The sequence below is a fragment of the Pseudomonas syringae group sp. J309-1 genome, assembly GCF_032582135.1.
GTDB lineage: Bacteria > Pseudomonadota > Gammaproteobacteria > Pseudomonadales > Pseudomonadaceae > Aquipseudomonas > Aquipseudomonas quasicaspiana.
The window spans coordinates 44,648-61,213 of sequence record NZ_JAWHNU010000013.1 but is presented as its reverse complement, the minus strand read 5'-3'; the positions used below and the strand labels follow the sequence as shown (position 1 = coordinate 61,213).

14 protein-coding genes are annotated in these 16,566 nt (G+C 58.9%); 10 read left to right on the top strand and 4 right to left on the bottom strand.

Features of this window, described 5'->3' with window-relative positions:
* Nucleotides 1-114 precede the first annotated feature (114 nt).
* From RX972_RS10210 to trxA, 3 genes are all read left to right on the top strand, one after another.
* On the top strand, nucleotides 115-567 hold the full coding sequence (locus RX972_RS10210; RefSeq protein WP_316874758.1) for a hypothetical protein: 453 nt from the start codon (nucleotides 115-117) through the stop codon (nucleotides 565-567).
* Nucleotides 564-1,265: a class I SAM-dependent methyltransferase gene (locus RX972_RS10205; RefSeq protein ID WP_316874756.1), complete on the top strand. Its 702-nt coding sequence runs from the start codon at nucleotides 564-566 to the stop codon at nucleotides 1,263-1,265. The genes RX972_RS10210 and RX972_RS10205 overlap by 4 nt, the downstream gene beginning before the upstream one ends.
* A gap of 133 nt (nucleotides 1,266-1,398) precedes the next feature.
* Entirely contained in the window at nucleotides 1,399-2,271 is an 873-nt protein-coding gene (gene trxA / locus RX972_RS10200) for a thioredoxin (RefSeq protein ID WP_316874754.1), read from the top strand.
* Between the two features lie 10 nt (nucleotides 2,272-2,281).
* Here trxA and RX972_RS10195 read toward each other — a convergent pair whose 3' ends face one another.
* Nucleotides 2,282-2,638 (bottom strand): hypothetical protein, encoded by a 357-nt coding sequence (locus RX972_RS10195; protein ID WP_316874752.1) that lies wholly within the window; start codon nucleotides 2,636-2,638, stop codon nucleotides 2,282-2,284.
* 436 nt (nucleotides 2,639-3,074) lie between these two features.
* Here RX972_RS10195 and RX972_RS10190 point away from each other — a divergent pair, with 436 nt between their 5' ends.
* The 6 genes from RX972_RS10190 (at nucleotide 3,075) to RX972_RS10165 (ending at nucleotide 7,450) form a co-directional block, all read left to right on the top strand.
* Nucleotides 3,075-3,275 (top strand): hypothetical protein, encoded by a 201-nt coding sequence (locus tag RX972_RS10190; protein WP_316874750.1) that lies wholly within the window; start codon nucleotides 3,075-3,077, stop codon nucleotides 3,273-3,275.
* A 205-nt stretch (nucleotides 3,276-3,480) separates the two neighbouring features.
* Nucleotides 3,481-4,074 (top strand): DUF2796 domain-containing protein, encoded by a 594-nt coding sequence (locus tag RX972_RS10185; protein WP_316874748.1) that lies wholly within the window; start codon nucleotides 3,481-3,483, stop codon nucleotides 4,072-4,074.
* A 74-nt stretch (nucleotides 4,075-4,148) separates the two neighbouring features.
* Nucleotides 4,149-4,859, top strand: coding sequence for an ABC transporter ATP-binding protein (locus tag RX972_RS10180; protein ID WP_099268186.1), 711 nt, complete (start codon nucleotides 4,149-4,151; stop codon nucleotides 4,857-4,859).
* Nucleotide 4,860: 1 nt separating this feature from the next.
* On the top strand, nucleotides 4,861-6,126 hold the full coding sequence (locus RX972_RS10175; RefSeq protein ID WP_316874745.1) for an ABC transporter permease: 1,266 nt from the start codon (nucleotides 4,861-4,863) through the stop codon (nucleotides 6,124-6,126).
* A gap of 11 nt (nucleotides 6,127-6,137) precedes the next feature.
* Complete coding sequence (locus RX972_RS10170; RefSeq protein WP_099268185.1) at nucleotides 6,138-6,659, top strand: DUF3299 domain-containing protein; 522 nt, start codon at nucleotides 6,138-6,140, stop codon at nucleotides 6,657-6,659.
* A 104-nt stretch (nucleotides 6,660-6,763) separates the two neighbouring features.
* On the top strand, nucleotides 6,764-7,450 hold the full coding sequence (locus RX972_RS10165) for an OmpW/AlkL family protein (protein WP_122396479.1): 687 nt from the start codon (nucleotides 6,764-6,766) through the stop codon (nucleotides 7,448-7,450).
* Between the two features lie 159 nt (nucleotides 7,451-7,609).
* Here RX972_RS10165 and RX972_RS10160 read toward each other — a convergent pair whose 3' ends face one another.
* Nucleotides 7,610-8,539, bottom strand: coding sequence for an NAD-dependent epimerase/dehydratase family protein (locus tag RX972_RS10160; RefSeq protein ID WP_316874738.1), 930 nt, complete (start codon nucleotides 8,537-8,539; stop codon nucleotides 7,610-7,612).
* Entirely contained in the window at nucleotides 8,532-9,416 is an 885-nt protein-coding gene (locus RX972_RS10155) for a sugar nucleotide-binding protein (protein ID WP_049827086.1), read from the bottom strand. The genes RX972_RS10160 and RX972_RS10155 overlap by 8 nt, the downstream gene beginning before the upstream one ends.
* Nucleotides 9,417-9,665: 249 nt before the next feature.
* Here RX972_RS10155 and RX972_RS10150 point away from each other — a divergent pair, with 249 nt between their 5' ends.
* Nucleotides 9,666-13,988, top strand: coding sequence for a DNA glycosylase AlkZ-like family protein (locus RX972_RS10150; RefSeq protein ID WP_316874736.1), 4,323 nt, complete (start codon nucleotides 9,666-9,668; stop codon nucleotides 13,986-13,988).
* A gap of 326 nt (nucleotides 13,989-14,314) precedes the next feature.
* Here the strand turns inward: RX972_RS10150 and RX972_RS10145 are convergent, their stop codons facing one another.
* Nucleotides 14,315-16,453, bottom strand: coding sequence for a mechanosensitive ion channel family protein (locus RX972_RS10145; RefSeq protein WP_316874849.1), 2,139 nt, complete (start codon nucleotides 16,451-16,453; stop codon nucleotides 14,315-14,317).
* Between the last annotated feature and the right edge of the window lie 113 nt (nucleotides 16,454-16,566).

Genomic DNA, 16,566 nt, shown 5'->3' with positions numbered 1-16,566 from the left:
AGCGATACTGCTGGCCATTGGGCTATTTATCGGCGCTTGCGGGTAATTTAGCGTTACCGTCATTGAGCGGTTTGCTGCTGTCCTTCGTATTGATTTTTTTTGTTGGAGCTGTTCATGACGCTACGACCGCTGATGTTGCTCAGCCTGATTGGCCTGCTTGCCGCCTGCAGCAGCAATGAGACGCCTGAAACTGCCCCGGCCAAACCTGCCACGGTGCCCGTTGTTAAAGTACCGGCCGGTCCGGGCCCCTTGCAGCCCTTCCAGCGAGAGCTGAGCGGCCAGTTGCTGGGCGTACCGGCTGGCGCCGAAGTTGAATTGGCGCTGCTGGTGATCGACGAGCGCGGTCGTCCGCAGAAACTGCTGACCAGCACCAAGCTGCAAGGCAACAATCAGTCGCTGCCCTTCCAGCTGCGTTTCAATCCGGAAGCCTTCCCGGTGGGTCAGCGCGTAGAACTGCGCGGCCGTGCCAGCAAGTCTGGGCAATTGATCCTGCATCTGCCGTCGATGCGTATTGAACAACCCGTCACACAAGCGCTGGGGCCTTTGCAGTTCGAAACCGCTCCATGATTGCACCGCAACACCTGCAACAGGCGCTCAGCGAATTGCTCGGCGATGCGCAACTGGTCGCCACAGCACTGCCGGGCACCGATTTTCGGCTGTGGCTGATCGACGCCGAGAACATGGATCGCGCCTTCAGCCCCGAAGAAACCCGACGCATCCTTGAAGAGCCGCCGTACTGGAGTTTCTGCTGGGCCAGCGGCCTGGCGCTGGCGCGGTTTCTGGCAGAGCAGCCGCATTGGGTCGCCGGAATGCGAGTGCTGGATTTTGGCGCGGGCTCTGGTGTTGCAGGGATTGCAGCGGCTAAAGCGGGCGCACTTGAAGTGGTGGCCTGTGATCTTGACCCGCTGGCCATTGAAGCCTGCCGCGCCAATGCTGAACTGAACGGCGTGCAGTTGAGCTACTCGGCGGACTTCTTTGCCGAAGCGGATCGCTTCGATTTGATCATCGTCGCGGACGTGCTGTACGACCGGGCTAACCTGCCTCTGCTGGACCAGTTCCTCAGTCGCGGGCGGCAAGCCTTGGTGGCGGATTCGCGAGTCCGGGATTTTCAGCACCCGGCTTATCAACGGCTGGATATCTTTGAAGCGCATACGTTGCCGGATCTGGCCGAGCCCCATGAGTTTCGTCACGTGAGCCTGTATCACGCTGCCCGAGTTGAAATGCAATCCCCTGTGGGAGCGAGGCTTGCCCGCGAAGAACGATAACGCGTTGTCCCTGCCACACCGAGGCGACTGATTCGCGGGCAAGCCTCGCTCCAAAAGATCCCTCTACTCATCGCTTTGCGCAAACCCAAGCGCCCTTTATAGTTGGCCCCATTCAGATCCCCCGAGATTCGCAATGAACCAGGACACTACCTACATCTTCGACGCTACGGCGGCGACCTTTCAGCAACTGGTCATCGACAAGTCTTTCGACCAGCCCGTACTGGTGGACTTCTGGGCCGAATGGTGTGCGCCCTGCAAAGTGCTGATGCCATTGCTGGCGCAGATCACTGAAAGTTATCAGGGCGAATTGCTGCTGGTGAAGGTCGATTGTGACGCCGAGCAAGACATCGTCGCCCGCTTCGGCATCCGTAGCCTGCCGACGGTTGTGCTGTTCAAGGATGGTCAGCCCATCGACGGTTTCACCGGTGCCCAGCCTGAATCAGAGATCCGCAAGATTCTCGAACAACACGTGGTCATGCCTGCGCCAGTCGCCGCTGACCCGCTGAAGCTGGCTCAGGAAATGTTCGCTGAAAGCCACTTCGCTGAAGCCGAAGCGGCGCTGCAGCAGATGCTGACCGAGGACAACACCAACGCCGCCGCGCTGATTCTGTATGCCCGTTGCCTGGCAGAACGTGGCGAGCTGGGTGAGGCTCGTCAGGTACTGGACGCGGTAAAAAACGACGACCATAAAGCAGATCTGGCCGGTGCCCGTGCGCAATTGACCTTCCTGGCTGAAGCCAAGGCATTCCCTGACGCAGCTGACCTCAAAGCTCGACTGGCGCAAAACCCGCAGGATGACGAAGCCGTGCATCAACTGGCGATTCAACAACTGGCCCGCCAGCAATACGAAGCGGCGCTGGAAGGCTTGTTGAAGCTGTTCATCCGCAACCGCAACTACGCCGACGGCCTGCCGCACAAAACCCTGCTGCAAGTCTTCGATCTGCTGGGCAACGACCACCCACTGGTCACTGCCTATCGTCGCAAGTTGTTTGCTGCGCTGTACTAAGCCTCTGGCATCAGGCGTCTGTGCCAACCCAGCTGTAGAGCGGCGCGTCCTGCCCGCTCTCGACCTTGACTTGCGAACTGTGGCGCAAGCGCACTAACAGGCGCTTGCCTGCCGCTGTGCTGCCGGTCAGACCTTCCAGTTGATCCAGCAACTCCGGGCCATTTATCTGCCCGGCGTTGCGCAGCAGATCCAACGCGATCTGCCAGATCTTGTCGTCCTGACTGGCCGGTTTGCTGACCACGGCTGCGGCGGTGGCTTCAGGTTTGGCGGCTTTGAGTTGAGCGCCAAGCTGCGCCCAATCGCCTTCGTCCAGCTCCAGCGTCAAATCCACTGGCAAATCGCCAACGGTTCCACGAATACGCAACATGGGTGCTTCCTCTTTTTTTGCAGGGGGACATGCTCGCATGGTTAAGCGTCCGTCCGGAGAATCTTCTTTACTTTGATTGAGGTCTTCGCGAATGAATTCGCTCCCACAGGTAGAGCGCATTTCACAGTGGGAGCGAATTCATTCGCGAAGGGGCCCTTTCACTCACAGAAGATTCCTACCTGACGAATAGCATCTGTTACCTCGTGGATCGCGTCCCGTATCGGTAATGTGCGCCGGTCGTTGCAGCAGCAGCGAACAGACGTCGCAGTCTGAACCAGCAGAAGGCATACATACTTTCAAAACGCTTTATGGCGGCTGTATGTGGGACACCTGAAAGGTGTGCCGGGATGCCTTTGGCTCGGTCTGCGAACCCATTACAGCCGCCACCCATTCGAACGCAGCGTTGTGTGGCAGCCTTTACCCCAAAGGAAATGCCATGAAAAAGACCAAGAAAAGCTCAATTCACCAACCCATCGACTGCCTCCACGAAGCCAGAATCCAAGGCTTCGCCTACCTCACGCCCGATGAACATCGCCTCATAAAAACCCTGCGCTGGACCACTCATGCCGGACGGACAATTATTTACACGCTGGCTCAAGACCTGCGCCGGGCGCGGCCTTGGGGTCAGCGCGTTTAATAATTGGAATACATCACCAGGGTAGGAGCCAACTTGTTGGCGAGGCGTTGGACCTGCGTAACCAGAACGACTGTCTCGCCAACAAGTTGCCTCCTACCGGGGAAGTGATCCTTACCCAAATCCAAATTCCAGCTCACGCCCGCGACAATAATTGTTATAAGATCACATAACGATCTTTATCCAGTCATGTCCGGAGTCTGTTTTTATGCGCCGTCTGCTGCTCGCTTTGCCCTTCGCCCTGCTTCCACTCGCCATGGCTAATGCGGCCCCCGAGCATGATCACGACCACGAGCACGGTAGTCTCGGCGCGCATGAGCACGGTGTGGGTCGGCTGGACGTTGCGCTGGTCGGCGGCACGCTGGAGTTCGAACTGGGCAGCCCGGCCATGAACCTCGTCGGGTTTGAGCATCTGGCTACCAGCGCCGAAGACAAAGCCAAAGTAGCCGCGGCCAAAGATGTACTGCTCAAGCCCCACGCCTTGTTCAGCATCCCTGAAGCTGCCGAGTGCAACGTGGTTTCCCAGAAACTGGAAAGCCCATTGTTCGGTGACAAGCCTGAAGCTGACGCGGACCATGATCACGATCATGACGCCAAAGACGCCCACGATGAGCACGAGCACAGCGAAATCCACGGCACTTACAAATTCACCTGCAAGGTCCCGGCAGTGCTGAAAACCCTCGACCTGTCGACCATCTTCAAATCGTTCCCGGGCACCGAAAAACTTCAGGTTCAGTTGATCTCGCCAAAAGGGCAGTCAGGTGCCGAAGTACGCCCAAGCAATCCAAGCCTGAAATTCTGATTCAGCTATTGTTGAAAACCGACCGGGCTTGCCCGGTCGTTTGATTTCCACTCAGCCGGATTCCGAAGACGGTTATGACCCAAGCACTTATCGAATTGGCAGACCTTGGCTTCACGTGGCCAGGCCATGCGCAATTGCTGGATATCCCGGCGTTCCGCCTGGAACCGGGCGAAACGCTGTTCCTCAAAGGCCCCAGCGGCAGTGGCAAGACAACGCTGCTGGGTTTGCTGGGCGGCGTCCAGAAACCCAATCGCGGCAGCATTCGCCTGCTGGGTCAGGAGCTCACCGAACTATCATCCGGTGAGCGTGATCGTTTTCGCGTCAATCACACCGGCTATATCTTCCAGCAGTTCAACCTGCTGCCGTTTCTCTCGGTGCGTGAAAACGTCGAGTTGCCGTGTCACTTCTCCAAAGTCCGCGCCGAACGTGCGAAACAGCGCCACGGCAGCGTAGAAAACGCCGCCGTTACACTGTTGGCTCATCTGGGTTTGAAAGATCCGGAGATGCTCAGCCGCCGTGCAGACTCACTTTCCATCGGCCAGCAGCAGCGAGTGGCAGCCGCACGAGCGTTGATCGGTCAGCCCGAATTGGTGATCGCGGACGAACCGACCTCCGCGCTGGATACCGACGCACGGGAAGCGTTCATCAAGTTGTTGTTCGCCGAATGCCGCGAAGCAGGCAGTAGCCTGTTGTTCGTCAGCCACGACCAGAGCCTGGCACCGCTGTTCGACCGCAGTCTGTCGTTATCGGAACTCAATCGCGCCGCCGTCGCCGCAGAGGTTTGAGATGTATTTGTTTCGCCTAGCCATGGCCAGTCTGGCTAACCGTCGTTTCACCGCTTTCCTTACCGCATTCGCCATTGCCTTGTCGGTCTGCCTGTTGCTGGCGGTGGAGCGCGTGCGTACCGAAGCCCGCGCCAGTTTCGCCAGCACCATCAGCGGCACGGATTTGATCGTCGGCGCTCGCTCCGGCTCGATCAATCTGTTGCTGTATTCGGTGTTCCGTATCGGTAATGCAACCAACAATATTCGCTGGGACAGCTTTGAAGAAATCGCCCAAAGCAAACAAGTGAAATGGGCCATCCCGATTTCCCTGGGTGACTCCCATCGCGGTTATCGAGTGATGGGTACCAACGAAAACTACTTCGAGCATTACCAGTTTGGCCGCCAGCAACACCTGGAACTGGCACAAGGTCGGGCCTTTGCGACGGACCCCTTTGAAGTGGTGCTCGGCGCCGAAGTGGCCGATGCCTTCAAATACAAACTCGGCGACAAGCTGGTGCTGGCCCATGGCGTAGCGGCGATCAGTCTGGTCAAACACGACGACAAACCGTTTACCGTGGTCGGTATTCTCAGGCGTACCGGCACGCCAGTGGATCGCACGTTACACATCAGCCTCGGCGGCATGGAAGCGATCCATATTGACTGGCAAAACGGCGCGCCCGCTCACGGCAACGGACGCATTTCTGCTGATCAGGCGCGCAATATGGACCTGACGCCCAAAGCAATTACCGCGTTCATGCTGGGCTTGAACAGCAAGATCGCCACCTTCTCGATGCAGCGCCAGATCAATGAATTCCGCGGCGAGCCGTTGCTGGCGATCCTGCCGGGCGTGGCCCTTCAGGAACTGTGGAGCCTGATGGGTACGGCCGAAAAAGCCTTGTTCGTGATTTCGCTCTTCGTGGTCCTTACCGGTTTGATCGGCATGCTCACGGCCATTCTTACAAGCCTTAACGAGCGACGCAGAGAGATGGCAATTCTGCGCTCAGTGGGCGCCCGCCCCTGGCACATCGCAACGTTGCTGATCATGGAAGCCTTCGCCCTGGCACTCGCGGGAGTGGTCAGTGGCATGGTCCTGTTATACGTCGGCATCGCTTCTGCACAAGGCTATGTACAGATCAATTACGGCCTGTTCCTGCCGCTTTCGCTGCCCAGCGAATATGAATGGACGCTACTCGGTGGCATTCTGGCTGCCGCGTTGTTGATGGGTGTTGTGCCTGCGTGGCGCGCCTATCGGCAGTCGTTGGCTGATGGCTTGTCGATTCGTTTATGAGGACGTTGAACATGCGGCGCCTGTTGTTGGTTTTGCTGTTGTCAGTCAGCTCACCGTTGTGGGCGGCCGAGCCGAAGGTGCTGACCTGGGAACAAATGATCCCGCCGGATGCGCCAAAAATCGCGCCGATCACTGCGCCCATTCATGACCTGTCGAAACTGTCCGATGCGCTGTCAGTGGAGTCAGCGCCCGCCGCGCATCAACAATCGCCCCACGCCCCAGTGGTCAAGGCGCTGGATGGCCAGAATGTGCGCTTGCCGGGTTATATCGTGCCGCTGGAAGTCAGCGAAGAAGGCCGCGTCACGGAGTTCCTGCTGGTGCCGTATTTTGGCGCGTGCATCCACGTGCCGCCACCGCCTTCGAACCAGATCGTACATGTCACCAGCGAGCTGGGCGTGAAGGTTGAAGAGCTTTATCAGCCGTACTGGATCGAAGGTCCAATGCAGGTCAAAGCCTCGACCAGCGAGTTGGCCGACGCGGGCTACAGCATGGAGGCAGACAAGATCCTGGTTTACGAGTTGCCCGATAATTAAGTTGTGCAGGTTTCATTGCGATTTCATTGAGCTGTGTCAAAGCCTTGGTTCATACGCTCCGTACCATTGGCGACAGACAACTTGAATCGCCTTTTGGAGCCCTCATGAACAAGACCCTGCTCAGCGCTTCCCTCTTCGCGCTGGCGCTCAGCGCCCCTTTCGCCGCTCAGGCTTATGAGGCGGGTGATTTCATCGTGCGTGCCGGTGTCGCGCACGTTGAACCAAATGAAGACAGCGGTGAGGTGAAACTCGACGGCACCAAAGTCTCCGGCACCAAGGCGACTGTTGATGGTGAGAACCAGCTTGGTCTAACGTTCGGCTACATGATTACCCCGCACGTGGGTATCGAATTGCTGGCGGCAACACCTTTCAGCCACACCGTTTCGGTCAAAGGGCTGGGCCCGGGCCTGGATGGCAAACTGGCAGATGTTAAGCAGTTACCGCCGACCCTGTCGCTGCAGTACTACCCGATGGAAGCGTCGTCGAAGTTCCAGCCCTACGCGGGTGTCGGCATCAACTACACCACGTTCTTTGACACCGACCTGACCGGCAATCGTAAAAGCCAGGGCTTCAGCAACCTGAAGATGAAAGATTCCGTCGGCCTGGCTGCACAAGTCGGCATGGACTACATGCTGACCGACAACATTTTGGTTAACGCCTCAGTCTGGTATGTGGACATCGACACTGAAGCGACTGTCGACGGCCCTTCAGCCCTAAGCGTTGGCAAAACCAAAGTGAGTGTGGACATTGATCCGTGGGTTTATATGGTGGGTGTGGGTTATAAGTTTTAAGACGCGGCGCACACTGGACCTGTAGGAGCTGCCGAAGGCTGCGAAGCATTTCTTCTGGCACACCGCGATCGCAGCCTTCGGCAGCTCCTACAGGTCAACGGTTTGCAGTAACCGCCCACAAAAAAAGCACCTCGAAGGTGCTTTTTTTGTGGGTCTGGATCAGCGACCGAGCAGTTTCGCCAAGCCCACTTTCAACGGCGTCGGCTCATCCAGGGTAAACCGCTCCAGCAGGCGCTGGTTGTTCGCTCGTGAGTGGCGGATGTCGCCGGAACGCGCGGTTTGATATGTCACTTGTGGCTGTTTGCCCACGACGTCTGCCAATGCTGCCAGCAACTGGTTCAACGATGTGGTCTGGTTCAGACCCACGTTGACCGCACCCGACTCGACCTGCGGCAGATCCAGTGCTTGAGTCAGCAACTTGACCACGTCGCCCACGTAGAAGAAATCCCGTGTTTGTTCGCCATCGCCAAACACAGCGATGGGCAGGCCTTTTTCTGCACGCTCGGCAAAGATACTGATCACACCCGAGTATGGCGAGGAAGGATCCTGGCGCGGGCCAAAGATGTTGAAGAAACGAAAGATAGCTGGCTCCAGACCATGCTGGCGGCCGTAGAAGTCGAGGTAGTGCTCGCTGGACAGCTTGTCCGAGGCATAAGGCGTCAACGGCGCTTTGGGCGTGTCTTCGCTGATGGCTTCGCCCTCGCCATTGTTCCCATAGATTGCAGCACTGGAGGCAAAGACTACGCGCTTGATGCCGGCTTCGCGCATGGCTTCACACACGTTCAACGTGCCGATGAAATTGCTCTGGTGCGTACGCACCGGGTCATCCACCGACGCTTGCACCGAAGCGACAGCTGCCAGATGCACAACCGCTTTGCAGTCCAGCGCAGCGCGCTTCACCAGAGCGGCATCGGCAACATCACCCTCGATCAATTCGATACGGGGATTATCCAGCGCAAGGTTGCTGCGCTTGCCGGTGGAAAGGTCATCGAGAATGCGCACCGAATGCCCTTGGGCCAGTAGTGCATCGGCCAGATGCGAGCCAATGAAACCGGCACCGCCGGTGATCAGGACGGGAAGATCAGACATGGCGGTAATAACGATCCAGAAGACTCGGCAACCCGGCACGCCATGCACGAGGTTTGACGCCGAAGGTATGAAGGATTTTCTTGCAGGCCAGCACGCCATGTTGAGGCTCGTCCGCTGCGTCAGGACGTGCAGCGTGGGCCTGCGCAGTCGGTGACTCTATGGCCAGCGGATGCAACAAACGGGCTTCGGTAAGAATCGCCTGCCCCAGCGCCAGCGGCGTCGTGGCCTCATGACCGGCGTAGTGGTAAGTACCCCACAACGGCGCTTCACAATCGAGCTGTTTGAGGACAGCAATCATGACCCGCGCGGCATCGTCGACGGGCGTCGGGTTGCCACGTCGGTCGTCGGCCATCAACAACTCTTGCGTTGATTCGGCGCGCTTCAGAAAACGCCCCAACACACCCTCGGCACTGTCATCGAGTAGCCAGCCGAACCGCAGCAACAGGTGCTGCGGGCAGGTAGCTCGAACACTTTGCTCGATACGCAACAGTGCCTGACCACGTGCGCCCAACGGCACCGGTTCGTCTTTCTCACTGTAGGCGGTAGCCCGCGAACCATCGAACACCCGGTAGCTGGAAGGCTGCAGTAGAACAATGTTGTGGTGCTGGCACAGCTCGGCGAGGCGCTCAACAGAGCGTTCCTGACTGGACAGGCGCGCGTCGCTTACGGATTCCGCCTGAAACCAGTCGAAATAGTAGGCAAGATTGATCAAGGCATCGGGGCGGGTGTCATCAAGCAGTTGCGTCAGACTCGCTGCATCCCATCCGTCTTGCGGTGGACGCGGTGCCAGGAAGCCAATGTCTTCCTCTGCACCCAGACGAATCAGCGCCTGCCCGAGGGCATTCCCGCCGCCCAACAGCATAAGGCGCATTCGCATAGAGTCAGCAGGCTCGGTATCAAATTCAGTCGAAATATTATGTGTAAAACGCCTGCAAACATATCACGTCGGCGCTTAACCCCCAACCGTTGAGGGTTGTGGGATTTTTCTGCCCTGCATGCAGGCACAGGATTAACCCTCAGGCGCAGCATTCCAGCTCAAAATGCGGGGGTTATAATTCTCGGCGCTCCCCCAGCCACCGATCAAAGGCGCTTGCATCTTCCCCGTGCCACCCTCATTAATTTGCCCATGAACCTCCCGCTTATTCCCGACCCGGCACTCGACGGTTTTCATCCGGCGGTCAGTGCCTGGTTCCGCAATACCTTCCCCGCGGTGACGCCCGCGCAGGCGCAGGCGTGGCCGTTGATCAAGGCCCGGCGCTCGACGCTGATTGCCGCGCCCACCGGCTCCGGGAAAACCCTGACAGCGTTTCTGGCTGTGCTTGATGATCTCGTGCATCGAGGCCTTGAGCTCGGCGGCGAGTTACTCGAGCAGACTTTCGTGGTTTACGTCTCGCCGCTGAAGGCCTTATCGAACGACATTCAGATCAATCTGCAAAACCCGCTGGCAGGCATCACGGAACAATTGCAGCGCATGAATCTGCCGCCGTTGCGTATCAGCACTGCCGTGCGAACCGGGGATACGCCGCAGAAAGATCGCGCCGCCATGCGCAAGACCGCGCCGCACATTCTCGTGACCACGCCCGAATCGCTTTACGTATTGCTCGGCTCCGACTCTGGCAGACGCATGCTGGCCAGCACGCGCACGGTAATTGTCGACGAGATCCACGCCATCGCGGCCAGCAAGCGCGGCAGCCACCTGGCGCTGACACTGGAACGACTGCAAGCCCTGTGCAGCGAACCGTTGCTGCGCATCGGATTATCGGCGACGCAAAAACCCATCGAGCAGGTGTCGCGCTTTCTGGTGGGCGCGGACCCGATAGAGCGTCCGTGCACCATCGTCGATATCGGCCATGCACGGCCGCGGGACCTGGGGATCGAAGTACCGCCCGTGCCCTTGGGGCCGGTCATGTCCAATGATGTCTGGGAGCTGGTGTACGACCGCCTTGCCGAATTGGCACGTGAGCACCGGACCACGCTGATTTTCGTCAACACCCGGCGCATGGCTGAACGCATGGCGCGACACTTGAGTGATCGCCTGAGCCGAGAAGCAGTGGCTGCGCATCATGGCAGCCTTGCCAAGGAGCAACGGCTCGATGCCGAGCAACGCCTCAAGCGCGGCGATTTGCAGGTGCTGATTGCGACGGCATCCCTTGAGCTGGGCATTGATATCGGCGATGTGGATCTGGTGTGTCAGATTGCTTCGCCTCGCTCCATCTCCGCCTTTCTGCAACGGGTCGGACGCTCCGGGCACCACGTTGGTGGCACGCCCAAAGGTCGGCTGTTTGCGACCTCCCGCGACGACCTGATCGAATGCGCCGCGCTTCTCGATTGCGTGCGGCGTGGCGAGCTGGATATTTTGCAGATCCCCAAAGCGCCGCTGGACGTGCTCGCACAGCAGATCGTCGCCGAAGTCAGCTTGCAGGAATGGCACGAAGACGCGCTGCTGGAAATGTTTCGTCGAGCGTCGCCCTACGCCGGGCTGGACGCTGATCACTATCAGGCATTGTTGAGCATGTTGGCCGAAGGCTATAACGGAAGTCAGGGCGTGCGCGGCGCTTACCTGCATCGCGATGCCATGACCCGCACCTTACGGGGTCGGCGCGGCAGCAAGCTGACCGCCGTCACAAGCGGCGGCACGATCCCGGACAACGCCGACTACAGCGTGATTCTTGAGCCGCAGGCGTTGAACATCGGCACCGTCAACGAAGACTTCGCGGTCGAAAGCATCGCCGGGGACATCTTCCAGCTGGGTAACACTTCGTACCGCATCCTGCGCATCGAGAGCGGCCGCGTGCGGGTTGAAGACGCCCAGGGCCAGCCGCCCAACATTCCATTCTGGATGGGGGAAGCACCGGGCAGAAGCGATGAATTGTCGTTTGCCGTGGCACGCCTGCAAGGTCAGATTGACGAACTGCTAGGCGCCCACCCCGGCGATCTAAAGCCGTGCACTGACTGGTTGATCGACACCCTCGGGCTGAATCTGGCGAGTGCCGAGCAACTGGTGGATTACCTGGCGCGAACTCGCTCGGTGCTGACTGCGCTGCCGTCGCAAGACACATTGATCATGGAACGGTTTTTCGACGAGTCCGGCGGTACTCAACTGATCATCCATACGCCGTTCGGCAGCCGACTCAACCGTGCCTGGGGCCTGGCGTTACGCAAACGCTTCTGCCGCACGTTCAATTTCGAGCTTCAAGCAGCCGCCAGCGAAGACGCGATTGTGCTGTCGCTGTCCACCAGCCATAGCTTTGAGCTGGATGAAGTCTGGCGTTATCTGAACGCCAACACAGCGGAGCATCTGCTGATTCAGGCCGTACTCGATGCGCCGCTGTTCGGCGTGCGCTGGCGCTGGAATGCCGGGACCGCGTTGGCGCTGCCGCGCTACACCGGCGGACGTAAAGTCGCGCCACAATTGCAGCGCATGAAAAGCGAAGACCTGATTGCAACAGTTTTCCCCGATCAGATTGCCTGTCTGGAAAACATCGTCGGCGAGCGTGAAGTGCCGAACCATCCACTGGTGGAGCAAACCCTCGACGATTGCCTGCACGAAGCGATGGACGCTGAAGGATGGCTGACGCTGCTGCGGCGCATGGAAAAAGGCGAAGTCCGGCTGATTGCCCGCGACCTGCCTGCACCGTCACCGCTGGCTGCCGAAATTCTCAACGCGCGGCCATACGCCTTTCTCGACGACGCCCCCTTGGAGGAGCGTCGCACTCAAGCCGTGCTCAATCGGCGCTGGAGTGATCCGCAATCTTCGGACGATCTCGGCGCGCTGGATGCCGACGCTATTGCCGCAGTCAACGAAGAAGCCTGGCCTAAACCACAGAACATCGACGAGATGCATGAAGCGCTGATGAGCCTGAGTTGCGTCAGCAACACGGAGGCCGGCGCGAATGGGAGTTGGCTGAAATGGCTGGAATCCTTGGCCCGTTCCGGCCGCGCCACATGTTTCGAGGTCGGTACCGATGAGGGGTTGTGGGTGCCTTTGGAACGACTCACATGCCTGCGGGCCATTTATCCACAGTCGAACATGCACCCACCGTTAAGTGCCCTGCCCGGCTTCGATGATGCATGGGAAGCCGATGAGGCGATCGTCGAAGTGGTGCGCGCCCGCTTGAGCGGCTTTGGCCCGATGCCAACGCAGGACATCGCCGAGCCGTTGGCGTTGAGCGCCAGCAGCGTGGCTCAGGCGCTGGCTCGGCTGGAGAGCGAAGGCTACGTGCTGCGCGGACGCTTCAGCCCCGGAGCCACTGAGGACCAGTGGTGCGAACGGCATTTGCTGGCGAGGATTCATCGCTATACCGTCAAGCGACTGCGCCGGGAAATCGAGCCGGTCTCGTTACAAGACTTCATGCGCTTTCTATTCGACTGGCAGCATTTGTCCACAGCCACGCGCAGCCAGGGCCGAGCAGCGCTGCCGGAAATCATCAGTCAACTTGAGGGCTTCAGCGCTGCCGCAGGGGCCTGGGACAGCGACTTGCTGTCAGCCCGGATCAAGGATTACTCGTCACTCTGGCTCGATGAAATCTGCCGCTCGGGCAAGGTGGTCTGGACGCGACTGGCCGCACACACTAAAACCGGCGCGGTGGCGTTGCGCAGCACTCCGATTGTTTTGCTGCCCCGCAGCCAGGTCAGCGTATGGAGCGGCTTGACCGAGCAGCCTGAGCCCGACGATTTGTCGCCCAAGGCGCAGAAAGTACATGCGGCACTGACCCAGCACGGCGCGATGTTTTTTGATGAACTGGTGAGCGAAGCGCATTTGCTACGTGCGGAACTTGAAATCGCGCTGCAAGAGTTGGTGGCTGCCGGGTTGGTGAATGCCGACAGCTTTGCCGGGCTCCGCGCCTTGATCACTCCGGCCAGCAAGCGCTCGGCGCACACCAGCCGACGTAATCGCGGAGCATTTATTGGCGGCATGGACGATGCAGGGCGTTGGGCGTTACTGAAGCGTTCGACGCGTCCGCCTACTGTCGCCAGCAAGCGTCCGCAACCTGTAGACCCGCAAGTGCTGGAGCATGTTGCGATGACGCTGTTGCGCCGGTATGGCGTAGTGTTCTGGCGTCTGCTGGAGCGCGAAGCCGACTGGCTGCCGAGTTGGCGAGAATTGCTGCGCACCTTTCATCGGCTTGAAGCACGGGGTGAAATTCGCGGCGGGCGCTTCGTCAGTGGTCTGGCGGGCGAGCAATTCGCACTGCCTGAAGCCATCCCGGTGCTGCGCGAGATTCGCAAACGGCCACTGGATGGCAGCCTGATCAGCCTGAGCGCCGTTGATCCGCTGAATCTGCAAGGCACGCTGCTGCCAGGCAGTAAAGTGCCCGCGCTGGTGGGCAATCGGCTGGTGTATCGCGATGGTATTCCGGCTGCGGCAGTTATTGCAGGTAAACCACAGTATTGGCTGGCGCTGGAACCGGAAGCGATGGCGCAGGTGCGGGACAGGTTGTTGCGCTGACTTTGAAAAGCACCGATTGCCGTGGGAGCCAGGCTTGCCCGCGATGAAGTATGCCTCGTCAGGCAGCTACACCGCGGAGCCCTAATCGCGAGCAAGCTCTGCTCTCATCAAACATCACGTCAATAATGGATTTGAAACGCAGACATGGTAGGAACCAACTTGTTGGCGAAGCGGAATTTCTGACGATGCAGGTCCGACGTATCGCCAACAAGTTGGCTCCTACAGGGTCATCCGTTTGTAGGTGCTCGTGCGCTCCTACTGGTCCACTGTTTGGCGCGAGACAGCGCGGTGTGATGAACACCTGGGCTGCTCACACAAGTCAGGGGTCAGCCGGGTTTCACCGGCGGGCTCTCCGAGCCATCAACGTTCACCACATTGCCTTTGCCCGACGCCGGTTGCGCATCTCTGTCGACAGAAAGCTGCTGCACATGCCCCGCATTCGGGCTGATCACCGTCTGTGGATACGTTTGCGCGAAGCGAACGTCATCGGATTTATCCACAAGCTTTTTCAAACGCTCGTTGAACGCACGGCCCACGCTGTACTGCCCGCCTGAAGAGGTCCGGAACTGCGCCGTGAGCACCACGCCGTTGAGGTCCATGCGATCCACACCGAAAACTTCCAGCGGCCCTTGCAGATTGCTCTTGAGCAGTATGTCTTCGCTAATCGACTGGCCGGCTTCACGAATCAGGGACAGCGCGCTGTCGATGTCGGAATCGTAGGTGAACTGCACCGAGAAGAACGCGTAAGCAAATTGCCGGGACTGGTTAGTCACTGCCTTTATCTGGCCGAACGGCACAGAATGTACAAAGCCTTTGCCGTCACGCAGACGCACGGTACGAATGGTCAGGCTTTCAACCGTGCCCGAGTGCCCGGTGCTGAGCACCACCCAATCGCCAATGGAGAAGGTGTCTTCAATGATGATGAACAGACCGGTGATGACATCCTGCACCAATTGCTGAGAGCCAAAACCAATCGCCAGACCGACCACCCCCGCACCCGCCAGCAGTGGCGCGACGTTGATGCCAAGGTTGGCCATCGTGGTGATGGCGCAGATCACCACCAGAATGATTTTTATCGCATTACGCAGCAACGGCAGAATTGTCTTGATTCGCGTACTCGGCTGACGAGACGAGCGATGATTAAGCGGCGCTTTCAGTGCTTCCTGAATCGCGGTGTCGAGCACCACCCATAGCATCCAGGTGACCATGAAGATCAGGCCAATGCTGCTCAGCGATTCACCGATGGCTCGGCCCAGGCTGTTGCTCTGGGCAAACTCGAACAGCGAAAAACCCCAGATCTGACCGAGGATCTCGATAAACGCGACCGCCAGAACAATCCGCGTCAGCCCGTGGGCCAGATTCAGCAACCGCGCCTTGTAGATATGCCCACCACGCCCTTCAACCGTCGTGGGTTTGAACAGGTGCTGGAAAACCGTACTCAAGAACACCGTGGCAATCAGTAATACCGTTGTGAACAACGCACAACGCAAAGCCTTCTGACTGTCTTCCCCTGCACCAATCAGATTCACTGCGGAAACCAGAATCATCAGCAGAATCGGCAGATACCAAAGGTTTGAGAACACCTTCAGGGACTCTTGCAGCGCGGGTCGAGCCAAGCGGCTGCTTAGCGAGCGATTGCGTATGAGATGCGCGATCGGACGACGCACTTTGATTACCAACATGCAGAACACGACTGACGCAAAGAGACCGGTAAACACCGCAACGCTGGTAGTGACGTTGTTGCCGATCTGTCGAGCGATCTGCGGGCTGGTCAAGGCGTCGCTAAGGGCCGCCATGAAACCGATGACAAACAGCGGCTTGGGGCTGAAGCGACGAATCATTCGCACTGCGGCACGCTTGTGCCCGTAGTTGAACATGACGATCACGCACAACAACACTGACGTGGAGACAATGCCGCTACTGGTGGAGTAAGCCAGACACAGCGCCAAGGCACGCCCTACCGAAGCCGTCAGGAAGTGACTGGCATATAGCGTGAGCGGCAAGCTGATCAACGCGGGCAAGGTGTAGGGCAATACATAGCCAAGCAACGCCTGACTGCGTTCACGCACCTGGAAAAACGGGCGGCGGCTGAGACGCATGGCGACGAAACTGCCGAGCGTGGTCAATGCTGCGAAAGCGCCGATCCACACCACCGAGAGCATCAGGAAGTCGCCGACAACGCCCCACTTGGAACGCGAGGTCGGCTTGTTGACCAGCTTGTCGAGCTCATCGGCCGCCCGGTCTGCGCGCAGGCGCCAGCTGTCGAGCAGTCGGCCATCCAGCGACAGGGTTTCCTGCACATCATCAATGCTGGAACTGATCACGCCAAGCAGACCGCCCTGCACGAGAATTTCCGGTGCAGCAGGTGTCTCGGGAGTATCAGGTGCTGCATCTGCAGACGCAGCAGGAGCGGCAGCCGCTTGCTCGGCAGCCTGCACGTTGAAGCTGCCAGCAACGAGCAGCATGCAAAGCAGGACGATGGACTTGAAGTTCAACAAAACGCGGGGCACTCCTCGATGGTCAGGGCTCTGCCTGTCAGGCAATAGGAACTGATTCGTATAAGGCGGACAAGTTCGGT